The sequence below is a fragment of the Microbacterium sp. UCD-TDU genome (assembly GCF_000340625.1).
GTDB lineage: Bacteria > Actinomycetota > Actinomycetes > Actinomycetales > Microbacteriaceae > Microbacterium > Microbacterium maritypicum.
This window is the reverse complement of record NZ_KB454446.1, coordinates 560,656-582,475: the sequence shown is the minus strand read 5'-3', so window position 1 is coordinate 582,475 and position 21,820 is coordinate 560,656. Positions and strand designations below refer to the sequence as shown.

The following is a 21,820-nucleotide window of genomic DNA, read 5'->3' as shown; positions in this document are numbered from 1 at the left end:
GCCGCGAGTAGGCTGATCCGGTGAGTGACGTACAGGCCCCCGCACGAGGGCCTCGCGCCTACGCGGCGTTCATCGGCATCGGCCTTCTCGCCGGCCTCCTCTCCGGACTCTTCGGCGTGGGCGGTGGCACGGTCATCGTTCCGCTGCTGGTGCTCCTGCTGCACTTCGATCAGCGCCTCGCGGCCGGGACATCCCTCGCGGCGATCGTGCCGACGGCGAGCGTCGGCGTCATCTCCTACGCCACGACCGGGTCTGTCGCCTGGATCCCCGCGATCATCCTCGCCGCCGGCGCCGTGGTGGGCGCGCAGATCGGCACGCGGCTGCTGCCGCGCATCTCGCAGACCGCCCTGCGTTGGGGCTTCGTCGGCTTCCTGCTGGTCGTGATCGTCAGCCTCTTCCTGGTCATCCCCTCGCGTGATGCCGCGTTCGAACTCTCCTGGCTGACCGGTATCGCCCTCGTCGGCGTGGGCATCGGCACCGGCATCCTCGCGGGGCTGATCGGCGTCGGCGGTGGCGTGATCGTCGTGCCCGTGCTGATGCTGGCCTTCGGCACGAGCGACCTGGTCGCCAAGGGCACGTCGCTGCTCATGATGATCCCGACCGCGATCTCGGGCACCGTGGGCAACCTCCGCAACCGCAACGTCGATCTGCTCGCGGCGCTGCTCATCGGCGTCTCGGCCTGCACGACGACGGCGCTCGGAGCATGGTTGGCCACGATCGTCGACCCCACGCTGGGCAACATGCTGTTCGCGGCATATCTTGTCGTGATCGCGGTGCAGATGGCGATCAAGGCTGTCAGAGGGCGCAAGCGGGCCTGAGCTCCGCCTGCCTCGGTAGGATCGAGGGGTGGCAGTGAACCAAGATCTGGTCGGCCGGGAGTTCCCGCCGACGGCCCCGTACCTCGTCGGCCGCGAGAAGGTGCGCGAGTTCGCTCGTGCCGTCTTCGCCGACGCCCCGCAGCACACCGACCTGAAGGCGGCCCGCGCGGCGGGCTTCTCCGACGTCGTCGCGCCGCCGACCTTCGCGATGGTCATCCAGGACCTCACGCTCCAGCAGTTGCTGGGGCAGGAGGACTCCGGCATCGTGCTGGCGCGCACCATCCACGCCGAGCAGCGCTTCACCTACACGCGCCCCATCGTCGCGGGCGACGAGCTCACCGCGCAGCTGCGCGTCACCGGCATCCGGATGATGGGCGGCAACGCGATGATCACCAGCGAGGCCGAGATCACCGACCCCGCGGGCGCCCACGTCGTCACCGCCACCAGCGTGCTGCTGGTCGGTGCCGAGCCGAGTGCGGATGAAGGAGAGGCCGCCTGATGGGCTACACCGTCGGAGACGTGCTCGCCGAGCGCACGGTTCACCTCACCCGCGAATCGCTCGTTCGTTACGCAGGGGCATCCGGAGACTTCAACCCGATCCACTACCGCGATGACGTGGCAGCGTCCGTCGGGCTTCCCGGCGTGCTCGCGCACGGCATGCTCACGATGGGCATCGCCTCGTCGGTGGTCGTCGCGGCTCTCGACCCGGCCACGCGCATCCTCGACTACGGCGTGCGCTTCACCAAGCCGGTCGTGGTCGACCCCGACGAGGGCGCTGACGTCACCGTCGTCGCCACGGTCGGCGCCGTCGACGACGAGTCCGCGCGCATCGACCTCAAGGTCACGTTCGGCGAGACCACCGTGCTCGTCAAGGCGCAGCTGCGCGTCGCCGTCTGATGAGGGCGAGCTGATGCGGGAGATCGAGCCGGTCCGTCTGGCGGAGCTGACCACGCTGCGCACAGGAGCAGCACCGGAGCGGATGTTCGAGGCGACGACGACGGCGGGTCTCGTCGATGCTCTGCGTGAGACCTGGGCGCGCGGCGACGAGTGGTTCGTCCTCGGCGGCGGTTCCAACCTCTTCGTGGGCGACGAGCCGTTCGAAGGCACGGTCATCCGCGTGCGCACCGAGGGCATCGACGAGCTGCCGTCACCGCATCAGGGACGCATCCGTCTGCGGGCGCAGGCCGGACACGGGTGGGACGACCTCGTCGCCTATGCCGTCGCCCACGGGTATGCGGGCCTCGAGGCCATGAGCGGGATCCCCGGCACGGTCGGCGCCGCTCCCGTGCAGAACATCGGGGCGTACGGGCAGGAGATCCAGGAGACGCTGGTCGAGGTCGAGCTGATCGACGAGTCGACCGGCGAGATCTCGACGGTTGCCGCTGCCGAGCTCGGGCTGGGGTTCCGCACGTCGGTGCTCAAGCACCACCACGGGAGTGTGCCGCTGCGCCGTGCCGTGATCCTCTCCGTGACCGTCGACCTGCTGATCGCGGGCGAGCGTGTGGTGCGCGGCGAGCAGCTGCGTCGGGCGCTGGGGCTCACCGATGAGACACCCGTTCCGCTGGGGTGGGTGCGTGAGCGCATCCTCGCGACCCGCGCGTCGAAGGGCATGCTGCTCGACGCGGATGACCCCGACACCCACGGCGTCGGCTCCTTCTTCCAGAACGCGATCGTGACGGCGGCGGTCGCCAGGGCGCTGCCCACGGAATGCCCGCGCTGGCCGGTCGCCCCCGACCTCGATGCGGTGACCGTGATCCCGCTCGCCTCGTACGACGGAATGGTTCCGACCTCGAAGCCCGCAGCGGTCTCCGATGTCAAGGTGAGCGCGGCCTGGCTCATCGAGCAGGCGGGCATCCGTAAGGGGTTCAAGCTCCCGCGCTCCCGCGCATCCGTGTCGACCAAGCACGCGCTCGCACTGACCAACCGCGGTGGCGCGACCGCCGGCGAGGTCGCCGAGCTGGCACGGTTCATCCAGAGCAGGGTGCACGCCGAGTTCGGTCTCGTGCTGCAGCCGGAGCCNTCAAGCTCCCGCGCTCCCGCGCATCCGTGTCGACCAAGCACGCGCTCGCACTGACCAACCGCGGTGGCGCGACCGCCGGCGAGGTCGCCGAGCTGGCACGGTTCATCCAGAGCAGGGTGCACGCCGAGTTCGGTCTCGTGCTGCAGCCGGAGCCGGTGCTCGTCGGCGTCGATCTGTAGGTCGTCGATCTGCGGGTCAGGTCCGTGGTCGCGGCTACACTCGCGGCATGAGCGGACTGATCCCGTACCTGCTGTTCCCCGGCAACGCCGCGGAGGCGTTGCGTCATTATCAATCGGTGTTCGGCGGCGAGCTCCAGCTGCTCGACTACGCCACCGCGGGGCGGCATGACGGCCCCGGCGATGCGATCGCGCACGGGCAGCTGAGCGGACTGGTCGAGATCGCCGGAGCGGATGCCGGAGCCGATGACGATGCCGTGCAGATGGGCGGCATGTTCCTCTCGCTGCTCGGCACGGCCGACGCCCTCACTCTGACCGACTGGTACGACGAGCTCGCCGCCGGCGGCCGCGTGATCGACGCACTGCAGAAGCGTCCGTGGGGTGACTACGACGGCACGCTCATCGACCGCTACGGCATCCGCTGGCTGATCGGCTTCCACCCCGAGGACTGAGGTGTCCCGCTGCCGAAGTAGGGACGAGACGACGGCAGGAAGATCAACACGACCGCCGCGGTGGTGAGGGCGAGGGCCGCGAGGCCGACCCAGAACTCCCAGATCGGGGCCGCTGCCGCCGGAACGTAGAGCGCGAGCGGGAGCGGGAACAGCAGAGTCGCATATCGGGCCCACGACTTCCGTCGTATCACCAGCACCGTGATGGTCGCGTAGACGACCACCGGTACGAAGGGGAGCACACTGAGCCACTGACGCGACTCTCCTCCCCAGTACCAGAGGAAGGGAGCGACCGCGAGGGCGAGGAAGAAGACCAGCGCGGTCACCGTGATCAGGACGGGGAATGCCACCCGCAGAGTCACCGGCATCCGCTCATACTCCTGCTCGCCGTTCGTCATGCTTCCAGTATCGCTGACCCTCGCCTGAGGGGAGGAGACGTCGTGACGAAGGCCCCTCCCAGCTGCGGACGGGAGGGGCCTTCGTCGGTTCCGAGGGTCAGGCGAACAGGCGCTGCAGGCGCTGGACGCCCTCGAGCAGCTGCTCGTCGCCGAGCGCGTACGACATGCGGATGTAGCCGGACGGGCCGAAGGCCTCACCGGGGACGACCGCGACCTCGGCCTGGTCGAGGATGAGGTCGGCGAGCTCGAGCGAGGTGGTCGGCGTCACGCCGCCCCAGGTGCGGCCGAGCAGACCCTGCACGTCGGGGTACACGTAGAACGCGCCGAGCGGGTTCGGGACCACGAGACCGTCGATCTTCGACAGCTCTGAGACGATGAGCTGGCGGCGGCGGTCGAATGCCTGGCGCATCTTCTCGGCCTCGTCCTGCGGGCCGGTGAGGGCGGCGATCGCCGCCTTCTGGGCGACGTTGTTCACGTTGCTGGTGAGGTGCGACTGCAGGTTGCCGGCGATCTTGATGGCGTCGGCGGGGCCGACCATCCAGCCCACGCGCCACCCGGTCATGGCGTAGGTCTTCGCGACGCCGTTGACCAGGATCGTCTGACCGGCGACCTCGGGGACGGCCTCGACGATCGAGGTGGCCTTGACGCCCTCGTACGTGAGGTTCTGGTAGATCTCGTCGCTGATGATCCAGATGCCGTGCTCCAGCGCCCACTCGCCGATCGCGGCGGTCTCCTCGGCGGTGTAGACGGAGCCGGTGGGGTTCGACGGCGAGACGAACACGAGGGCGGTGGTGCGGGCGGTGCGGGCGGCCTCGAGCTGCTCGACCGTGACCTTGTACTCCTGGTCGGCGCCGGCGAAGACCTCGACGGGGGTGCCGTCGGCGAGTCGGATGGCCTCGGGGTAGGTGGTCCAGTACGGCGCGGGCAGCAGCACCTCGTCGCCGGGGTTCACCACCGCCTGGAAGGCCTGGTAGACGGACTGCTTGCCGCCGTTGGTGACGATGACCTGGCTGGGGGAGACCTCGAGGCCGGAGTCGCGCAGCGTCTTCGCGGCGATCGCCTCACGCAGCGCCGGAAGACCCGGGGCCGGCGTGTACCGGTAGCTGGCGGGATCGGCCAGAGCCTCGGCCGCCGCATCCACGATGAACTGCGGCGTCGCGAAGTCGGGCTCGCCGGCGGCATACGAGATGACGTCCTTGCCTTCGGCCTTGAGGGCCTTGGCCTTGGCGTCGACCTTGAGGGTCGCGGACTCGGCGATGGCGGACAGCTTGCGGGAGAGAGGAGCGCGTTCGGTCACGATTACGAGCGTACTCGGGTCGATGCGGCAGGTGAGGTGTGGGATGCCGCCAAGATCCGAGGTTCTTTCGGGTTCGGAAGGTCAGCCCGCGTCGAGACCGTGAGCCTGCGCGACGGCCGCGAGCGTGATGCGCCCGCCCTGCACGTTCAGACCCGCAGCCAGTGCCGCGTCTTCGGACGCCGCGCGCTCCCAGCCCTTCCCGGCGATCGCCGAGACATAGGGGAGGGTCGCGTTGGTCAGCGCACGGGTCGCCGTCTCGGGAACCGCGCCCGGCATGTTCGCGACGCAGTAGTAGATGGAGTCGTGCACCGCGAACGTGGGGTCGTCGTGGGTCGTGGGGCGCGAGCCCTCGAAGCATCCGCCCTGGTCGATGGCGATGTCGACGAGCACGGAGCCGGGCTTCATCGCCGCGACCATGTCGTCGGTCACGAGCTTGGGGGCCGCAGCTCCCGGGATCAGCACGGAGCCGATCACGAGGTCGGCGGTCTTGAGCTCCTCGGCGATGTCGTAGCGGCTCGACGCGCGGGTCTCGAGGGCGCCGCCGTAGCGGTGCTCGAGCTCGCGCAGGCGCGGCAGGGCGACGTCGATCACCGTCACCTTCGAGCCGAGCCCGAGCGCGTTCGCCGCGGCGTGCTCTCCTGCGACACCGCCGCCGATCACGACGGTCTTGGCGCGCGGCGTGCCGGCGATGCCGCCGAGCAGCATGCCGCGACCGCCCTGCGAGCGCAGCAGCGAGTACGAGCCCATGGTGACCGAGAGGCGCCCGGCGATCTCGCTCATCGGCACGAGCAGCGGCAGGCTGCGGTCGGGCAGCTGCACCGTCTCGTAGGCGACGGCGGTGGTTCCCGCCTCGACGAGCGCGGTGGTGAGCGCACGGTCGGCGGCGAGGTGCAGGTAGGTGAAGAGGGTGAGGTCGTCGCGCAGGAAGCCGTACTCCTGGGCGATCGGCTCCTTGACCTTGATGACCAGGTCGGCCTCGCCCCACGCTTCGGCGGCGGTCGCCACGATCTCGGCGCCGGCCGCGCGGTAGTCGTCGTCCGTGATGCGCGAGCCGAGTCCGGCGCCGGACTGCACGAGCACGCGGTGGCCCTCGCGCACCAGGCGGTCGGCGCCGGCGGGGGTGAGGGAGACGCGGTTCTCGTTGTTCTTGACCTCGGTGGGGACGCCGATCTTCATTGATCCTCCAGGTGTGATGCGGTGCGGCACCCAGGATCGCAGAAACATCGACAGAACAACAGAATCGGTGAAGATGATTCGCATGAAGCAGAAATCCTGAATAATGCTTCGCATGGAGACGACCTCACAGGCCCCGGAGCCGAACACCGTTCGGGCACCGGCCCTGGATGCGATCGATGCCAGGATCGTGCAGCTGCTCACGGCCGACGGGCGCATGACGAATGCCGAGCTCGCCGCACGTCTCGGCGTCGCGCCCTCGACGGCGCACACCCGGCTGCGCGCCCTCGTGGACCGCGGCGTGATCACGGGTTTCCACGCGAGTGTGGACGAGCGGATGCTGGGCGCAGGGCTCCAGGCGATCATCGGCGTCACGCTGCGTCCGAGCGGACGGCGGGAGAGCATCGTCGAGTTCGCGGATCGCGTGCGCGTGCTGCCTCCGGTGATCCAGCTCTTCTTCCTCGGCGGCGACGACGACTTCCTGCTGCACATCGCGGTCGCCGACTCATCCGAGATGCGCGAGTTCGTGCTCGAGCACCTCTCGGCGCAGAGCAGCGTCGCCTCCACCCGCACGAGCATCGTGTTCGACTACCACCGCAACTCGGTGGCCGCTTCGTTCCGCTGAGTGCGGGTCGCAGGTGACGCGCCGTCGTCAGAGCTACCGGGCGGCGTCCAGGGCCTCATCGATAAGCCAAAGCTCCAACAAAACCGTTTGGTCGATGAGATCGAGAGCGGCTTCACGACCTGCGGCGTCGGATGAACGATAAAGGCGTATGAGGATCGTGACGAGGTCATCCCCATGGGGTACGAATCTGCGTCGCGGCGAACTGGCCAAAGAACTCAGGATGCGGCGGCACGCCTCCCACGTCGTGGCGGGAAGCTCCCCCGGAAGATCCTCGAGAGCGTCGAGAAGCTGGCCGTATTCATTCTCAAAAGAGCGGCTCTTTAAGAAATGCTCGACCAGGTCATTGCGAGCGGCATCACTCATGTCGGAGATGGAGCTGACACTTCGCGCGACGGTTCGCCGAACTTCAGGGCTGGGGTCATTAAATAATTGCGCGACCAGGGTCGCGGCCAACCCCGGGTTCGTTGAGACTGCGTCTGCAGCACCAACGCGTGCGCTCTCAGAAAGGAGTGTTACATCTGTGGGAGCCGAGCCCAGAGCATCATTGATCAGACAGTTCGCCCAATGAGCACCTGCGAGTTTCGCGTCTTGACCCGATAGCGCCCGGATAAGCAATGGGCTGAATCGATCGGCGTCCCAAAGCATCGCCCACCTGAGCGCTCGGAGCCCCGTAGATGCAGACAGTACGTGGTCGTCATCGAGTAAGCGCTCGAGAAGATCGAGACCTTCGTCACGGGCAGAAGCGGCATACGCGAGGATCGCCTCGGCGGCGAGCACGCGGACGGCGACTATGGGGTCGTTAGCGAGCGCGTGAAGCGCTGGCAGAGCCGCTGCCAACCGAGACTCGTCAGCGAAGATGACTTTGGCCAGTGTGCTCGCGACGCGCCCGCGAGTGCTGTTGACTCCCGCAGAAACGAAGTCTCCCCCGAAGTAGAACCCTGAGTTTGTTCTCTCACGTGCATACTCGCGAGATGGGTCGACATCACCGGCTAGAGAAAGCAACTCTTGGAAGCACTCTTCTGAGAGGTCTTGCGAGTATTCATCAAGGACTGCCGCCGCCGCACGCCCTGAATCCAATGGGTGGTCGCGCCGGAACTTGCGTATCAGCGGGAGCAGCCGGTCCTGCGGGACTTCTCCGGCTAAGCTGCGGACGAGATGATCTGCATAGGTTGACGGCGTCTCCGGAGGGAGTTCTAGACCGAATTTCAGGAACCTTTCGGAATCTTCTCGGGCGAGCGTTCCCATCAGGCTTGCTAGTTCTTCACTACCTCCGTAGGCACCTCCGTCTCGAAAAGACAGACGGTCTCGATTCGCGTAATTCGTTATCGCTTGGCGCCACTGAGCATCGGTCATTTTCTCTGCCGCGCTGCGTGCAATAGGCGGTTGAACCATGCCGCCAGACATACCTTCGGGTTCTGTGGGTTTCCACGTCGGGAACTTTCGGCGCAATTCTGCGAGGCGCCCAGCTGCTCGAGGGCTGAGCCGGTGAGGGGCGAGAGCACTCAACAATTCGAGTTCTGCGAGTCCGCGCCATCGCAGCTTCGCTTCCGCTCGGTTGTAGTCAGGCGCCCAGAACAGTATGGCTGCTTCCAAGGCCGCGAAGTGGTCGTCAGAGCATGCGGCGCTTGCATGCTCGATTAGACGGCGTGTTTCCCACCGTGGACCAGATAGCCATCCGACCGAAAGGTGCTCTTCGGAATCGAGTATCCAGTCGATTGCCGAGTTCGGAGAGGCTTCGTGAAGGGCCCGGCAAACGAGGAAATCCAGTGCGCCAGAGTGGATATGCGTGAGGGATTCCAGGATTGGGATCGCAACCGCAGGACTCTCGCGAGTCAATCGCGTAAGGGCGTCACCGAATGTATAAAACAGTGAATCGCCGAGTTCGCGATGCGTGTCTCGCACGCGGTATCGCCAGAATTGTGCGCCCGAGGGTGGGTAGAAGGTAGCGATCCTTGATATCAGCGGCCACAACGTCTCCACGTATCTTGCGCCAAGAGCCATCGCGAGATCGTTCAGGTCTTTCTCGAGAATTGAGGATCTGTCTCTCCCGCGTAGAATGCCGTCGTTCTCGGGTGAGTGGCCGGCGATGGCGTGGTCAAGATCGCGGGATATGACGGCTACGAAGAGCCTCAGGGCTTCGTCCGGTCTGCTGCTGAGCGTGCGATGAAACATCCGGCTATGAATCACACTAAACGGCTCATTGGCGAGGTCCGATCCGCCGTTGAGGAGTTGAGTGAGGGCGAAGTCTGTCCAGATAGGAGAATCAGCCACGTCAATGGCAATGCGGATCGCACGGATCCACATCTCCCCGGTGTGCTGGCGCGTACTGAGCAACTCGAGTACCCGACTTGGACGCTCGGAAGCAAGTCGCGCGACCATGCCAGCGACGGTCTCAGACCACTCGGGGTCGTCGAGAAGGATCTCCAGATCGCCAGTCGCGTCCGCGGCATCGAACCACTTTGGTGCGCCGATAAGGGAGACAATGCGTGCTCCGAACGGATTCTCCGCTACGGCCAAATGGCGAACCGAGATCCAATCCTCGCTCCGAGGATCCATGTCGGCGAGAGCGCTGTAAGCGATCGAAACAAGGTGGGGTCGCAGTGAGCTGGTTGCTACAGCCAGAACCTGTTCAACGAAAATTTCGGGTTCGGCCGTAGAAATGAACGCAAGCAGCTGACGTAGTTGGGAACGGCGGAAAAGGCCTTGACCCGTTCGCGCGAACCATCTCACGAGCGCTTTGCCCCGTAGATCGAACGACTTCGCGAAGAGGTAATCGAAATAGGTTTCGTGGAACAGCGCGATTCGTCCGTCCTGTTCCACGAGCACGTTCGCAGACAACAAGGCTTCCACGTAGAGGGGGCGAATCTCGTCCAAGTAGCTGGTGGGAAGCGAGAGAGTCTCATGGCTGTTCATACGTTCGACGAGCAACCGCGATACGGCAGGCCACTCGTCTGGATGCCCTGATCGTTCCAACCGGACGCGAAACGCGCGCGTGAAGGCGCTGTACAGGGATGTGAGAGTCCCATACGAAGCCGCGCGCATCGCGGGTTCGAGTTCGCTGAAGATGTAGAGGTGTATCGGCAACCGAAGTAGTTGAAGAGTCGTAGCGCTTACGTTCTCGACATCGGTGCCCAGGTCCAACAAGTACGACCGAATACTCTCGAGTTCGAGGTCGCCAACCTGAATGGTAGGTGCGCTCTCGCCGGCGAGCCTTCGAAGCCTCGGGTCTTCAGCGAGGTCGACTGACCTGACGGCCAGGATGACTCGCACATTCCCTAGTAATCGCGCCTGGTTCAGGGCTTCGTCGACGGCATCGTAGACGGCCGGCATGCGACCGCTGTAGTTGCTCACGGCGTCGAGTTGATCGATAACTAGGACGCCATCGATTCCCTCAGGCGACACCTCGGATAGGGCAACTACCGGCGACTGATCGAGATCCAGGCCCCTCCCGAGTTGCGCGGCAGTAGATGTACTCGGATCAAGCCGGTCGAGGCGCAGGGCCGCGACGTGTCGTCCCGACTGCACAAGCCGTTCGGCAGCCTCCGCTACGACAACCGACTTTCCTGCGCCGGCCTTCCCAGCGACTATAACGACCGGTGATCTTGAATCGGTGACGGCCTCGACGATGTCATCAACTTCGCGGCGCAAGATGATGCCGGCATTGGGTGCCGAGCGTCGGACTGCCCTCGAGTGTCGATCAAGGGCATCTCGAAGTCTCGCGATGGTCGGCCCCGGTTCGGCGCGCGGGCGGGGAGAGAATCCGTCAGAAGTAAGCGCCTCCCAAACATCTGACGCAGTGAACGCCCGAGCGATTCGAGCGTCCAAAAAGGCGCGAAGGGTTCCGGAGGCGAGCGCAGGGTTGCCGAGTACGAGGGTCTCGAGGGTGAGGGAGACAAATTCTTTGAGGTGTGGCAGCCCATCGTGTCGAACGGTCGTCTGAGTCAGATACGAGCGTGTCTCATCTCGTCCGACGCCCCAGGCATCGGACAGAAGGTTTAGATTATTGGTTTCCGTCGCTTCCTCCCACAACTCGGAGCCTGACGTCGTGGCAAGCGCCAGATCTATCAGCTTCTCGAGGTCCTCCGAAGGCTGGGAGAGGACAAGCAGCACCTCGTGACCGGCCGCGTAATGCCGACCGAGCTTAGAAAGCACCCCATCCGACCGCAATCGTGCCGGCGTCCACTGCCCCGAGGATCGGTACTTCACTTGGTCGAATGTGCGCCGCCCACGTGTCTCGACCCAGAGTTCCGCACCGTCGCCGTGCAAGGGTTCGAGCGCAATCGCGTCAATTTCGCCGCGCAACAACTGAGTAACCCGGCGCAACGTCCACCAGGTTTCATACTCGTTGCCGACTTTGTCGGCGGCACCTCCCGCGAAAGCCACGTCAATCAGAGTATCTGCTAAGCCATCAGTGCTCGTTGACGTAAGTTGCGGAGGTCGTCGGCTCGTTGGTTACCTGGTACTGAACGGTCTCACGCGTCAGGCGCCGTAGGAGGAGGGCAGTGCGCAGTAGTCGGCGAACCGACGGGCCGGATGCGCGGGGTCGGTCACATCGACGATCGAACCCGCGACGGTGTGCGGTGGCTCGTCGCCCGCCAGCTGCCACACCGCGTAGTTCCACATGCCTCTGGTGCGCTCGCCGAGCAGAGCGGACGGCCCCGAGACGAGCAGGACGTCGTCGCTCTTCGGACCCTCGCGGAAAGCGGTGACCGCGGCGCGGAGCTCGGCCTCGTCACCGTCCGGCGAGTGCTCGCGGATGACCTGCTGCCCCGATGCCGTCAGCGCGGACAGGAGATCCTCTGCCGCCTGCCGCGAGCGCTCGGCGTCTGCCCCGGCCACCGCGAGCAGGCGCCGGCCGCGCGGGTAGAAGTGCAGGAACTCGGAGGCGATGTCCGCCCAGACGTCGGTCATACCCCCAGGCTACGCCCGTGCGGTGGCACCGGCTCCGCACACGAAGGAGCCCTCGGTCGCGGCATCGGCCGCGGCCCGAGGGCTCCTTCGCGCGCTCAGTCCTCGTCGACCAGGAACCGGCTGTAGGCGCCCAGCGTGAGGAACGTGGGGAACTCCTCCCGCAGGGCGACCTCACGGAAGATCTCCGCGGCGTCGTCGTAGCGGTCGCCGTGGCTGCGCGTCGCCTGTGCGAGCACCTGGGCGATCAGATCCTCGACATACTCGGCCGTGATGGGGGTGCCGTCCTGCGTGGTGCGGTCCTGGTGGATCCACTGCCACACCTGCGAGCGGCTGATCTCGGCCGTCGCGGCGTCCTCCATCAGGTTGTCGATCGCCACGGCGCCGAGCCCGCGCAGCCAGGCCTCCAGGTAGCGGATGGCGACGGACACGTTGTCCCGCACGCCCTGCGCGGTGATCGGCCGACCGATGTGCAGGTCCAGCAGGTCGCGGGCCTCGACGTGGACATCGTCGCGCTGTCGGTCGACCTGGTTGGGACGGTCGCCCAACACGGCGTCGAACTCCGCCTGGGCGGTGGGGATCAGGTCGGGGTGCGCGACCCAGGTGCCGTCGAAGCCGTCGCCGGCCTCGCGCTTCTTGTCGGCGGTGACCTTCTCGATCGCGCGCGCCGTCGCCTCGGGGTCGCGGCGGTTCGGGATGAACGCGCTCATGCCGCCGATCGCGAAGGCGCCCCGCTTGTGGCAGGTCTGCACGAGCAGGTCGGTGTACGCCCGCATGAACGGCACCGTCATCGTGACCTCGCTGCGGTCGGGGAGCACGAAGCGCGCCCCGCGGCCGCGGTAGTTCTTGATGATCGAGAAGATGTAGTCCCAGCGGCCGGCGTTCAGTCCCGCGCAGTGGTCGCGCAGCTCGTAGAGGATCTCGTCCATCTCGAAGGCGGCCGGCAGGGTCTCGATCAGCACGGTCGCGCGGATCGTGCCGTGCGGGATGCCGATGTACTCCTCGCTGAACGAGAAGACGTCGTCCCACAGCTTCGCCTCCTCGCTCGACTCGATCTTGGCGATGTAGAAGTACGGCCCGCGCCCGCTGTCGATCAGCGCCTGTGCGTTGTGCAGGAAGTAGAGGCCGAAGTCGACCAGCGATCCCGATGCCGACGTGCGACGACCGGCGCGGTCGATGAAGGCGATGTGCTTCTCGGGCAGGTGCCATCCGCGAGGACGCATCACGATCGTGGGGGTGCGCTCCGCCGTGACCCGGTACTCCTTGCCTTCCGGCGAGGTGAACGACAGCTCGCCGCGGATGGCGTCACGGAGGGACAGCTGCCCCTCGATCACGTTCTTCCAGGTGGGGCTCGTGGCATCCTCCTGGTCGGCGAGCCACACCCGCGCGCCGGAGTTCAGCGCGTTGATCGTCATCTTCGGGTCGGTCGGCCCGGTGATCTCGACGCGACGGTCCTCGAGTCCGGGGCCGGCACCGGCCACCCGCCAGTCCCGATCCTCACGGATGTGTGCCGTGTCGTCGCGGAACTGGGGGTCGTGCCCGTTGCCGATCTCGAAGCGGCGACGCATCCGGTCGGCCAGACGGTCGTGGCGCCGCGCGGCGAATCGGTGGTGCAGCTCGGTGAGGAAGGCGATCGCCGACGGGGTCAGGATCTCCTCGTAGCGGTCGCGGAGGGGGCCGGTGACCTCGATCGCGGGACCCTGCTGGGTCGTCTGGATCGGAGCAGTGGTCGGGGGAGCGGTGGGAATGGTCATGATCGTGAGTCCTTCGATCGGTGTCGAATGATGCGACAAGAGGGGGTCACGCGCGAAAGGGGCGTGGGGATCAGTGGAACTGCGCGGCTTCGGTGGAGCCGGCGAGGGCGAGTGTCGCGCTGTCGGGGTTGAGCGCGGTGGAGATGACGTCGAAGTAGCCGGTGCCCGCCTCGCGCTGGTGCTTGGTGGCGGTGTACCCGTCTGCTTCCGCGGCGAACTCGGCTTCCTGCAGCTCGACATAGGCGCTCATGGCGCGATCGGCGTAGCCGCGGGCGAGGTCGAACATCGAGTAGTTCAGGGCGTGGAAGCCGGCCAGCGTGATGAACTGGAACTTGTAGCCCAGGTCGGCCAGCTCCTGCTGGAACGTCGCGATCTCGGCGTCCGACAGGTGCTTCTTCCAGTTGAAGCTCGGCGAGCAGTTGTAGGCCAGGAGCTTGCCGGGGAACTCGGCGTGGATCGCCGCGGCGAAGTTGCGGGCGAGCTCGATGTCCGGCTCACCCGTCTCCACCCACAGCAGGTCGGCGTACGGGGCGAAGGCGAGTCCGCGGCTGATGACCGACTCGATGCCGGGGCGGATCCGGTAGAACCCTTCCGTGGTGCGCTCGCCGGTGGTGAACTGCTGGTCCCGCTCGTCGACGTCGCTGGTGAGCAGGTCGGCGGCGAGGGCATCCGTGCGGGCGATGATGACGGTCGGCACTCCCGCCACGTCGGCCGCCAGGCGAGCGGCGTTCAGGGTGCGGATGTGCTGCTGGGTGGGCACGAGCACCTTGCCGCCGAGGTGGCCGCACTTCTTCTCGCTGGCCAGCTGGTCTTCCCAGTGGATGCCCGCGGCACCGGACTGGATGAGCGACTGTGCGAGCTCGTAGGCGTTCAGCGGGCCGCCGAACCCGGCCTCCGCGTCGGCGACGATCGGGGCGAGCCAGTCCTGTGTGGTCTCGCCTTCGGCGTGCTCCAGCTGGTCCTGGCGGATGAGGGCGTTGTTGATGCGGCGCACGACCGCCGGCACGGAGTTGGCGGGGTACAGCGACTGGTCAGGGTACGTCTGACCGGCCAGGTTGCCGTCGGCGGCGACCTGCCATCCGGAGAGGTAGATGGCCTTCAGCCCCGCCCGCACCTGCTGCACGGCCTGGCCCCCGGTGTACGCACCGAGCGCCCGGACGTAGTCCTCGGTGTGCAGGAGGTTCCAGAGGTTGTCGGCGCCGCGGTGGGCGAGCGTGGCCTCTTCGCGGACCGAGCCGCGGATGCGGATGACGTCTTCTGCCGAGTAGGTGCGCTCGACGCCGTCCCAGCGCGGGTCGGTGTCCCAGATCTCCTGGAGCTCGGCGGCCGTCTGAACCTGGTCGCCGGCTCGCAGACCGGCGGGGCGGGGCGTCGGGGTGTGGGCGGTGTTCGTCATGGTGTCTCCTCGGTGGATCCGGCGGCTGTGCCGGTGTGGCGTGGTTCCACTGTGCGTGAAGTTCGGAAGCCCCAACGACCGATCTGGGAGAGAAGATCGGGCAAAATTCTGTTTCTGTGACAGAATCGGCCGCATGAGCACCATCGATGCTGCAGAAGAGACCGACGCCCTCACGATCGGCCGGCGCATCCGCCAGCTCCGTACGGCGAAGGGCATGACCCTCGACGACCTGGCCTCCGCCGTCGATCGGGCGCCGAGCCAGATGTCGATGATCGAGACCGGCAAGCGCGAGCCCAAGCTCACGCAGCTGCAGGCGATCGCCCGCGTGCTCGGGGTCACGATCGATGCGCTGCTGGAGGGTGAGCCGCTCGATGAGCGCAGCGCGGTCGAGATCGCCCTCGAGCGGGCGATGAAGGGCCAGACGTTCCAGGCGCTGGGCATCGAGCCGTTCCGTATCGCGAAGAGCCTGCCGACGGATGCGCTGAAGGCCCTGCTCGCGCTGCACGGCGAGATCGATCGGCTCAAGGATGAGCGGGCTGCGACGCCGGAGGAGGCCAGGCGGGCCAACGTCGAGCTGCGGCACCTCATGCGGCGACAGGACAACCATTTCGCCGATCTCGAGGCGAAGGCCGCCGAGATCCTGGCCGCGGTCGGCCATCCGGGCGGTCCTCTGACGCAGCGCACGGCGTCTGAGATCGCGGCGCATCTGGGCTTCACGCTGCACTACGCCCCCGACCTGCCGCAGACAACGCGCAGTGTCGCGGACCTCGCGAACGGCCGGCTCTACCTGTCGAGCAGCGTGCCCGCGAAGGGCGATGCCCGCACCGCGGTGCTGCAGGCGCTCTCGAGCCGCATCCTCGGGCACTCCGAACCGCGCAGCTATGCCGAGTTCCTGCGCCAGCGCGTGGAGACCAACTACCTCACCGGTGCCCTCCTCATCCCGGAGGCGCATGTCGTCCCCGCCCTGATGGACGCCAAGCAGCGCAAGGCGATCTCGATCGAGGACCTACGTGATGCGTACTCGGTGTCGTACGAGACGGCGGCGCACCGCTTCACGAACCTCGCCACACGACACCTCGACATCCCGGTGCACTTCCTCAAGGTGCACGAGTCGGGCACGATCACCAAGGCCTACGAGAACGACGACGTGAACTTCCCGACCGACCGCCTCGGGGCCATCGAGGGCCAGATGTGCTGCCGCCGGTGGACCTCGCGCGTGGTGTTCGACGAGGATGACCGCTTCAACCCGTACTACCAGTACACCGACACCGGTAACGGCACGTACTGGTGCACGGCGCGGGTCGAGTCCTCGAGCGAGGGGCTGCACTCGGTGAGCGTCGGGGTGCGCTTCGACGACACGAAGTGGTTCGTGGGGCGCGACACCCCGCACCGCGGCGTCTCCAAGCACTCGGTCGAGGTGTGCTGCCGGCGGGCTCCCGCCGACCTGGAGGACCGCTGGCGCGAGAACTCCTGGCCCAATGTGAAGACGCCGCGCACGCTGCTGGCGACACTGCCGACCGGGGCCTTCCCCGGCGTCGACACGACCGACGTGTACGAGTTCCTGGAGGCGCACGCCCCTCGTTGAGTGCGGGACCCACTCCCACCGTTCGTCAAAAGTTAGTTCGATCTTGCTTAGTCAATCTTGACTATGTTACTTTCATCGAGCCATCAATGACGAACGGCCGAGAAGGGACCCTCATGGCTACTTCCTCTGCGGAAACCCGATTCCGCATCACTGCCACCCTGACGTGCGTTCTCGCCGCCACGCTGACGCTCGGAGCATGCTCCGCGCAGACGCCAGGCGGCGATACCGCCCCCACGAGTGCGAGCGACACCGACGCCTGCAAGCGGAATCAGGATGCCGGCACCATCACCTACATCTCCGGCTACGGCTACTCCGCCAGCGCCGGTCAGCTCGACGTGTTCCTCGCCGAGGAGCTGGGCTACTTCGACGATCTCTGCCTGGATGTGGAGATCAACGCCTCCGGGGCGAACGGGCAGCAGCTCGTCGCCTCCGGTCAGGCGCAGTTCACCGCCCTCGGCTCCGCATCCGATGTGATGCTGGCCGCGGCGAACAGCAAGAACCTCACGGCGGTCGCCACCTACGGCACCACGCCGCCGTTCTCGATCTTCGGCAACGAGAGGCTCGAGAGCCTCAAGGACCTCGAGGGCGGATCGCTCGGCTACTTCATCAACCTGACCCCGATCGCCTCGGCCATGCTCGATGAGGCCGGTGTCGACGTCTCGAAGGTCGAGATGGTCAAGATGACCAACTACGACCCGACCGTCGTGGTCCGCGAGCAGGTCGATGCGATCGTCGGCTACGCCTCCAACCAGCCGCAGTCGCTCAAGGCGCAGGGACTGCCGTTCAGCGAATTCCTCCCCTCCGACCTCGGCGTCGAGGGCACCTACAACGTGATGGAGGTCAACTCCCGCTTCCTCGACGAGCACCGTGAGGTCGCCGCCGATTTCATGCGCGCGAGCCTCAAGGCGCTGCAGTACTGCCTGGACGAGTCGGATGCCTGCATCGACAAGCTCGCGAAGCTGGCCGAGGACAACAACCAGGGCGCCGCTTTCCCGCGCGACCAGCTGGCCCGCACGTGGGAGGTCGAGTCCGCGTGGGTGCGTGAGAGCGCCGGCGGCAACCCCGGCGTGCAGAACGAATCCATGTGGGAGCCGGAGTACGCCCTCGTGAAGAAGTACGGCGACGTCAAGAACCTGCCGGCGATCGCGGACATGATGGACGCCGACCTGGTCGCCGACCTCTACGACGGTGACACCCTCACATGGCCGGCGAAGTGATGTCAGTCGCACAGGGAGCAGGCGTCGAGGTCAGGAACGTCTCGAAGTCCTTCGGGGCGGACGGCGCCAAGGTCACGGTGCTCGACGATGTGAGCCTCACGATCGGCATGGGCGAGTTCGTGTCGGTGATCGGCCCCAGCGGCTGCGGCAAGTCCACGCTGCTCAAGGTGGTCGCCGGTCTTCTCGACGCCGACTCCGGCACCGTCACGATCGACGGCGAGAGCGTCACCGCCGCCTCGCGCGACAAGAAGATCGGCCTCGTGCCGCAGTCGCCCGCGCTGCTGCCGTGGAAGACCGTGCGCGAGAACGTCGAGCTGCCGGTGCGCATCAACGCCAAGGCGAACTCCGGACGCGCACTGCGCGATCCCGCCGAGCTCTTGGCGACCTTCGGACTCGGACAGGCGATGAAGAAGTACCCCGGCCAGCTCTCCGGCGGCATGCAGCAGCGTGCCGCGATCGCCAGGGCATTCGTGTTCGACCCGGCCATCATGCTGATGGACGAGCCGTTCTCGGCCCTCGACGAGATGAACCGCGACCTGCAGCGCATCGCCCTGCTGGAGTTCTGGCAGTCCAATCGCAAGGCCGTCATGTTCGTCACGCACTCGGTGCCGGAGGCGATCATGCTCTCCGACCGCATCGTGGTGATGGCAGCCCACCCTGGGCGCATCGCTCAGGTGATCGACGTGAACCTGCCGCGGCCGCGCACCGAGGAGGCCTACGCGACGGACGAGTTCCGTGAACTGGAAGCAGTCGTGCGCGGTGCGCTGCGCGCGCAGACGGAGAAGGCCCATGTCTGAGCTGACGATGAGAGACACCACCGCGACCCTCGCGACCGCCCGCCTGAAGGCCCAGCCGCGCCGTGGCATCCCGCCGTGGCTGCGCTGGGGATCCTGGGGACCCACCCTCATCACCTTCGTGATCGCCGCGCTGCTGTGGCAGGTCGTGGCCTGGACCAACCCCTACGTGCTCCCGACGCTGGAGGCGATCGGCACGAGCCTCGTCGACGATGCCGGCATGTACTGGTCGAACTTCCTCGTCACCCTGCTCGAGGTCGTGGTCGGTGCTTCCGCCGGCATCCTGGCCGGCTTCCTGCTGGCCGTGGTCATGGCCGAGTTCCAGATCATCGAGCGGGCCGTGATGCCGCTCGTGATCATCGTGATGGTGACCCCGATCGTGGCTATCGCCCCGGCGCTGGTGGTCGCCTTCGGCTTCGGCATGGTGCCGAAGTTCATCGTGACCGGGCTCGTGGTCTTCTTCCCGATGCTCGTGAACTCGCTCGCGGGTCTGCGCGATGTCGACCAGAAGGCGCTCGACGTCTTCAAGACGCTGCACGCCTCGCGGTGGGAGATCTTCCGCGAGCTGCGCTTCCCCGGCAGCATGCCCTACGTGTTCGCAGGGCTCCGCATCGCCCTGCCGCTCGCGGTGGTCGGCGCGGCGGTCGCCGAGTTCGTCGCGGCGGGACAGCAGGCCGGGCTCGGCTCGCTCGTCACCACCTCCGCGGCGCAGGCGAACCTCGCCGTCACCTGGGCCAGCATCGCCCTGCTCTGCCTGCTCGGCGTGCTCCTGATCATCGTCCTCGCCCTGGTGCGCAAGCGCGTGCTCTGGTGGAGCGACGGCGAGGTCACGGCCAAGGGCTGACGCGGCACCCTCATCCCGGGACGGGCGCCCCCACCCGTCCCGGGGTTCCTCCGGCGTGCCCGGAACCACCCAGAACACCCAGAACCACCCACAAGGAAGGCACCCGCACATGACCGATCAGAACTCCGTCAAGCCGCTGCGTCTCGGCCTCTTCGAGAACGCGCAGGCGAACGACTCCGGCACCGCGACCTGGCGGCACCCCGACAACGGGCGCTACCTGTTCGACAAGCTCGAGTACTGGCGCGACACCGCGCGCATGGTCGAGGACGCCGGGTTCGACTTCCTGTTCCTCGCGGATGCCTGGGGCTGGGCCGACGTCGCAGGCGAACGTCCCGACATCTGCTCGGTCGAGGGGCTCGACCTGCCGCGGCTCGACCCGGCGATCATCCTCGCGGCCCTCATCCCCGAGACCACGCGGCTGGGACTCGTCGCCACCGGATCGACGCTGCTCGAGCCGCCCTACTCCTTCGCCCGTCGCATGGCGACGCTGGACATCCTCTCCGGCGGTCGCATCGGCTGGAACGTGGTCACCACCGGAACCGCCGACACCGCCGTGCAGGGCTTCGGCGTGCCCATGGTCGGACACGACGAGCGCTACCTCATGGCCGACGACTTCATGCAGGTCGTCTACAAGCTGTGGGAGCAGGCGTGGGAGGAAGGAGCCCTGGAGCGGGACAAGTCCGGCCGCTTCGCCGACCCCTCCAAAGTGCACCGCATCGCACACGACGGCCCGTACTTCCGCTCGCACGGCTACGGGAACACCTCGCGCTCGCCGCAGGGCACGCCGGTGCTGTTCCAGGCCGGCGCGTCGCCCGCAGGCCGCGAGTTCGGCGGCAAGCACGGCGAGGCGATCTTCGTCGGCAGCGGCTCGGTCGAGCAGCTGCGCGCGCACTCCTCCGCGATCCGCGAGGAGGCGGTCAAGAACGGCCGCGCGGCCGACGAGGTGAAGATCATGTCGGCCTTCGCCGCGATCGTCGGCAGCACGGAGGAGGAGGCGCGGCGCAAGTACGCCGAGGTCGCCGACGCGCAGAACCCCGACGTCACGGTGGCCTCCTACGCCTGGTTCACCGGGCTCGACCTCTCGGCGTACGCGCCCCACACCCCGATGTCGGAGCTCAGCACCGAGCTCTCGCAGACGCAGGTCGCCCGCTTCGCCGACAAGACCGTCGGCGACGTGCTCGGCGACTGGCATGCGCACGGTGTCGGCGCCCGTCCGATCGTGGGGACCCCGGAGCAGGTGGCGGACCGGATGATCGAGCTCGCCGACGGCGCCGACCTCGACGGCTTCCTGTTCGCCCCCGTCATCCCGCCGGCATCGACCGTCGACTTCATCGAGCACGTGCTGCCGATCCTCAAGGAGCGCGGGGCGATCGTGGAGCCCTCATCGGAGCCGCAGTCGCTGCGCGAGCGCCTGATCGGCACGCCGACGCCGGCGCTCGCCGACTCGCACACGGGCTCGCAGTACCGGCGGACGATGTCGCGTGTCTGACACCCTCACCGGTGTCGCCGTGGTGGGGAGCGCGAACCTCGATCTCGTGGTCGAGGTCTCGCGCCCCCCGCTCGTCGGCGAGACCCTGTTGGGCCGGGCCGGTGGTCGCTTCTCCGGAGGCAAGGGCCTGAATCAGGCCGTCGCCTGCGCACGCAGCGGGGCGCCGACCCGGTTCTGCGCCGTCGTCGGAGCCGATGAGGCCGCCGATGTGCTGCAGCAGACCTTGGCCGACGCCGGAGTGGTGACGGTCGTGCGCCGCAGTGCCGTCGCCCCGACCGGCGTCGCCCACGTGCTCGCGTTCGAGGATGGCGACAACAGCATCATCGTCGCGGCCGGCGCGAACGCCGAGCTCGACGCAGACGACGCCGTCGCCGGGATCGGAGGAGCCGCGGTCGTGCTCGCTCAGCTGGAGGTACCCGTCGCGAGCGTGGCCGCCGCACTGCGCGCGGGGCGAGCGGCGGGCGCGCTGACGATCCTCAATGCTGCTCCCGCACACGCCGCGACGATCGAGATGCTCGGCGACGTCGATGTGCTGGTCGTGAACGAGACGGAATGCGCTGAACTCGGCGGCATCGACCGGTTGCATGCAGCCGGCGCGCGGATCATCGTGCTCACGCAGGGCGCCGGGGGAGTGACCCTGCACCGCACGGACGAACGGCCCTTGCACATCGATGCGTTCCAGATCGATCCGGTGGACACGACAGGTGCCGGCGATGCCTTCTGCGGTGCGCTGGCCGCAGCGCTCTCCCAGGGGGAGAGGATCGAGCAGGCGCTGGTCCGAGCCTGCGCCGCCGGAGCCGTCGTGGCTCAGCATCGCGGGGCGACGACGTCGGAGCTTTCGCCCGCGTCGATCGCAGCGCTCGTCCTGTCGCGCTGA

The 21,820-nt window shown here is 67.2% G+C and carries 19 protein-coding genes and 1 pseudogene; 13 read left to right on the top strand and 7 right to left on the bottom strand.

Annotated features, from left to right (window positions below):
- Positions 1-20: 20 nt before the first annotated feature.
- The 6 genes and pseudogenes from D514_RS25655 (at position 21) to D514_RS25635 (ending at position 3,466) form a co-directional block, all read left to right on the top strand.
- Entirely contained in the window at positions 21-818 is a 798-nt protein-coding gene (locus tag D514_RS25655) for a sulfite exporter TauE/SafE family protein (protein ID WP_017829181.1), read from the top strand.
- Between the two features lie 28 nt (positions 819-846).
- Positions 847-1,317: a MaoC family dehydratase N-terminal domain-containing protein gene (locus tag D514_RS25650; RefSeq protein WP_017829180.1), complete on the top strand. Its 471-nt coding sequence runs from the start codon at positions 847-849 to the stop codon at positions 1,315-1,317.
- Entirely contained in the window at positions 1,317-1,715 is a 399-nt protein-coding gene (locus D514_RS25645; RefSeq protein ID WP_017829179.1) for a MaoC/PaaZ C-terminal domain-containing protein, read from the top strand. The genes D514_RS25650 and D514_RS25645 overlap by 1 nt, the downstream gene beginning before the upstream one ends.
- 13 nt (positions 1,716-1,728) lie before the next feature.
- Positions 1,729-2,892: a UDP-N-acetylmuramate dehydrogenase gene (locus D514_RS25640; protein WP_017829178.1), complete on the top strand. Its 1,164-nt coding sequence runs from the start codon at positions 1,729-1,731 to the stop codon at positions 2,890-2,892.
- A pseudogene (locus D514_RS38440) lies at positions 2,841-3,017 on the top strand (UDP-N-acetylenolpyruvoylglucosamine reductase); the annotation flags it as partial. The gene D514_RS25640 and the pseudogene D514_RS38440, both read left to right, overlap by 52 nt.
- A gap of 47 nt (positions 3,018-3,064) precedes the next feature.
- Positions 3,065-3,466, top strand: a complete 402-nt coding sequence (locus D514_RS25635; protein WP_017829176.1) for a glyoxalase/bleomycin resistance/extradiol dioxygenase family protein — start codon at positions 3,065-3,067, stop codon at positions 3,464-3,466.
- Here the strand turns inward: D514_RS25635 and D514_RS25630 are convergent.
- The 3 genes from D514_RS25630 to ald form a co-directional block, all read right to left on the bottom strand.
- Positions 3,424-3,861, bottom strand: coding sequence for a hypothetical protein (locus D514_RS25630; RefSeq protein WP_017829175.1), 438 nt, complete (start codon positions 3,859-3,861; stop codon positions 3,424-3,426). The two genes, D514_RS25635 and D514_RS25630, sit on opposite strands and share 43 nt — an antisense overlap.
- Before the next feature lie 97 nt (positions 3,862-3,958).
- On the bottom strand, positions 3,959-5,158 hold the full coding sequence (locus D514_RS25625; RefSeq protein WP_017829174.1) for a pyridoxal phosphate-dependent aminotransferase: 1,200 nt from the start codon (positions 5,156-5,158) through the stop codon (positions 3,959-3,961).
- 81 nt (positions 5,159-5,239) lie between these two features.
- A complete protein-coding gene (gene ald / locus D514_RS25620) occupies positions 5,240-6,334 on the bottom strand; it encodes an alanine dehydrogenase (RefSeq protein WP_017829173.1) in 1,095 nt (364 codons plus the stop codon).
- A gap of 112 nt (positions 6,335-6,446) precedes the next feature.
- On the opposite strand from ald, the gene D514_RS25615 reads away from it, so the two are divergent.
- Complete coding sequence (locus D514_RS25615; protein WP_051056579.1) at positions 6,447-6,956, top strand: Lrp/AsnC family transcriptional regulator; 510 nt, start codon at positions 6,447-6,449, stop codon at positions 6,954-6,956.
- 33 nt (positions 6,957-6,989) lie between these two features.
- On the opposite strand, the gene D514_RS25610 is transcribed toward D514_RS25615, so the two are convergent.
- From D514_RS25610 to aceA, 4 genes are all read right to left on the bottom strand, one after another.
- The gene (locus tag D514_RS25610; RefSeq protein ID WP_017829171.1) at positions 6,990-11,339 is read right to left on the bottom strand and encodes an ATP-binding protein; all 4,350 of its coding nucleotides are present in this window, start codon (positions 11,337-11,339) and stop codon (positions 6,990-6,992) included.
- A 96-nt stretch (positions 11,340-11,435) separates the two neighbouring features.
- On the bottom strand, positions 11,436-11,867 hold the full coding sequence (locus tag D514_RS25605) for a hypothetical protein (RefSeq protein ID WP_017829170.1): 432 nt from the start codon (positions 11,865-11,867) through the stop codon (positions 11,436-11,438).
- A gap of 95 nt (positions 11,868-11,962) precedes the next feature.
- Positions 11,963-13,618, bottom strand: a complete 1,656-nt coding sequence (aceB, locus tag D514_RS25600) for a malate synthase A (RefSeq protein WP_031205622.1) — start codon at positions 13,616-13,618, stop codon at positions 11,963-11,965.
- Between the two features lie 70 nt (positions 13,619-13,688).
- Complete coding sequence (aceA, locus tag D514_RS25595; protein WP_017829168.1) at positions 13,689-15,014, bottom strand: isocitrate lyase; 1,326 nt, start codon at positions 15,012-15,014, stop codon at positions 13,689-13,691.
- Positions 15,015-15,147: 133 nt separating this feature from the next.
- Here aceA and D514_RS25590 point away from each other — a divergent pair, with 133 nt between their 5' ends.
- The 6 genes from D514_RS25590 (at position 15,148) to D514_RS25565 (ending at position 21,820) form a co-directional block, all read left to right on the top strand.
- Entirely contained in the window at positions 15,148-16,599 is a 1,452-nt protein-coding gene (locus D514_RS25590) for a helix-turn-helix domain-containing protein (RefSeq protein ID WP_017829167.1), read from the top strand.
- A 113-nt stretch (positions 16,600-16,712) separates the two neighbouring features.
- Positions 16,713-17,816, top strand: coding sequence for an ABC transporter substrate-binding protein (locus tag D514_RS25585; protein WP_235562452.1), 1,104 nt, complete (start codon positions 16,713-16,715; stop codon positions 17,814-17,816).
- Positions 17,816-18,613, top strand: coding sequence for an ABC transporter ATP-binding protein (locus D514_RS25580; protein ID WP_031205619.1), 798 nt, complete (start codon positions 17,816-17,818; stop codon positions 18,611-18,613). The genes D514_RS25585 and D514_RS25580 overlap by 1 nt, the downstream gene beginning before the upstream one ends.
- The gene (locus D514_RS25575; protein WP_017829164.1) at positions 18,606-19,454 is read left to right on the top strand and encodes an ABC transporter permease; all 849 of its coding nucleotides are present in this window, start codon (positions 18,606-18,608) and stop codon (positions 19,452-19,454) included. The genes D514_RS25580 and D514_RS25575 overlap by 8 nt, the downstream gene beginning before the upstream one ends.
- A gap of 109 nt (positions 19,455-19,563) precedes the next feature.
- Positions 19,564-20,943: an NtaA/DmoA family FMN-dependent monooxygenase gene (locus D514_RS25570; protein WP_017829163.1), complete on the top strand. Its 1,380-nt coding sequence runs from the start codon at positions 19,564-19,566 to the stop codon at positions 20,941-20,943.
- Entirely contained in the window at positions 20,936-21,820 is an 885-nt protein-coding gene (locus D514_RS25565; RefSeq protein ID WP_017829162.1) for a ribokinase, read from the top strand. Before D514_RS25570 ends, D514_RS25565 begins: the two co-directional genes overlap by 8 nt.

What these genes read in the sequence shown, in the direction of transcription:
- D514_RS25645 (WP_017829179.1), top strand. Translation starts at nt 1,317, where the DNA reads ATGGGCTACACCGTCGGAGACGTGCTCGCCGAGCGCACGGTTCACCTC.
- aceA (WP_017829168.1), bottom strand. Translation starts at nt 15,014, where the DNA reads ATGACGAACACCGCCCACACCCCGACGCCCCGCCCCGCCGGTCTGCGA.
- D514_RS25570 (WP_017829163.1), top strand. Translation starts at nt 19,564, where the DNA reads ATGACCGATCAGAACTCCGTCAAGCCGCTGCGTCTCGGCCTCTTCGAG.
- D514_RS25605 (WP_017829170.1), bottom strand. Translation starts at nt 11,867, where the DNA reads ATGACCGACGTCTGGGCGGACATCGCCTCCGAGTTCCTGCACTTCTAC.
- D514_RS25590 (WP_017829167.1), top strand. Translation starts at nt 15,148, where the DNA reads ATGAGCACCATCGATGCTGCAGAAGAGACCGACGCCCTCACGATCGGC.
- D514_RS25615 (WP_051056579.1), top strand. Translation starts at nt 6,447, where the DNA reads ATGGAGACGACCTCACAGGCCCCGGAGCCGAACACCGTTCGGGCACCG.
- D514_RS25580 (WP_031205619.1), top strand. Translation starts at nt 17,816, where the DNA reads ATGTCAGTCGCACAGGGAGCAGGCGTCGAGGTCAGGAACGTCTCGAAG.
- ald (WP_017829173.1), bottom strand. Translation starts at nt 6,334, where the DNA reads ATGAAGATCGGCGTCCCCACCGAGGTCAAGAACAACGAGAACCGCGTC.
- D514_RS25630 (WP_017829175.1), bottom strand. Translation starts at nt 3,861, where the DNA reads ATGACGAACGGCGAGCAGGAGTATGAGCGGATGCCGGTGACTCTGCGG.
- D514_RS25635 (WP_017829176.1), top strand. Translation starts at nt 3,065, where the DNA reads ATGAGCGGACTGATCCCGTACCTGCTGTTCCCCGGCAACGCCGCGGAG.
- D514_RS25585 (WP_235562452.1), top strand. Translation starts at nt 16,713, where the DNA reads ATGGCTACTTCCTCTGCGGAAACCCGATTCCGCATCACTGCCACCCTG.
- D514_RS25575 (WP_017829164.1), top strand. Translation starts at nt 18,606, where the DNA reads ATGTCTGAGCTGACGATGAGAGACACCACCGCGACCCTCGCGACCGCC.
- aceB (WP_031205622.1), bottom strand. Translation starts at nt 13,618, where the DNA reads ATGACCATTCCCACCGCTCCCCCGACCACTGCTCCGATCCAGACGACC.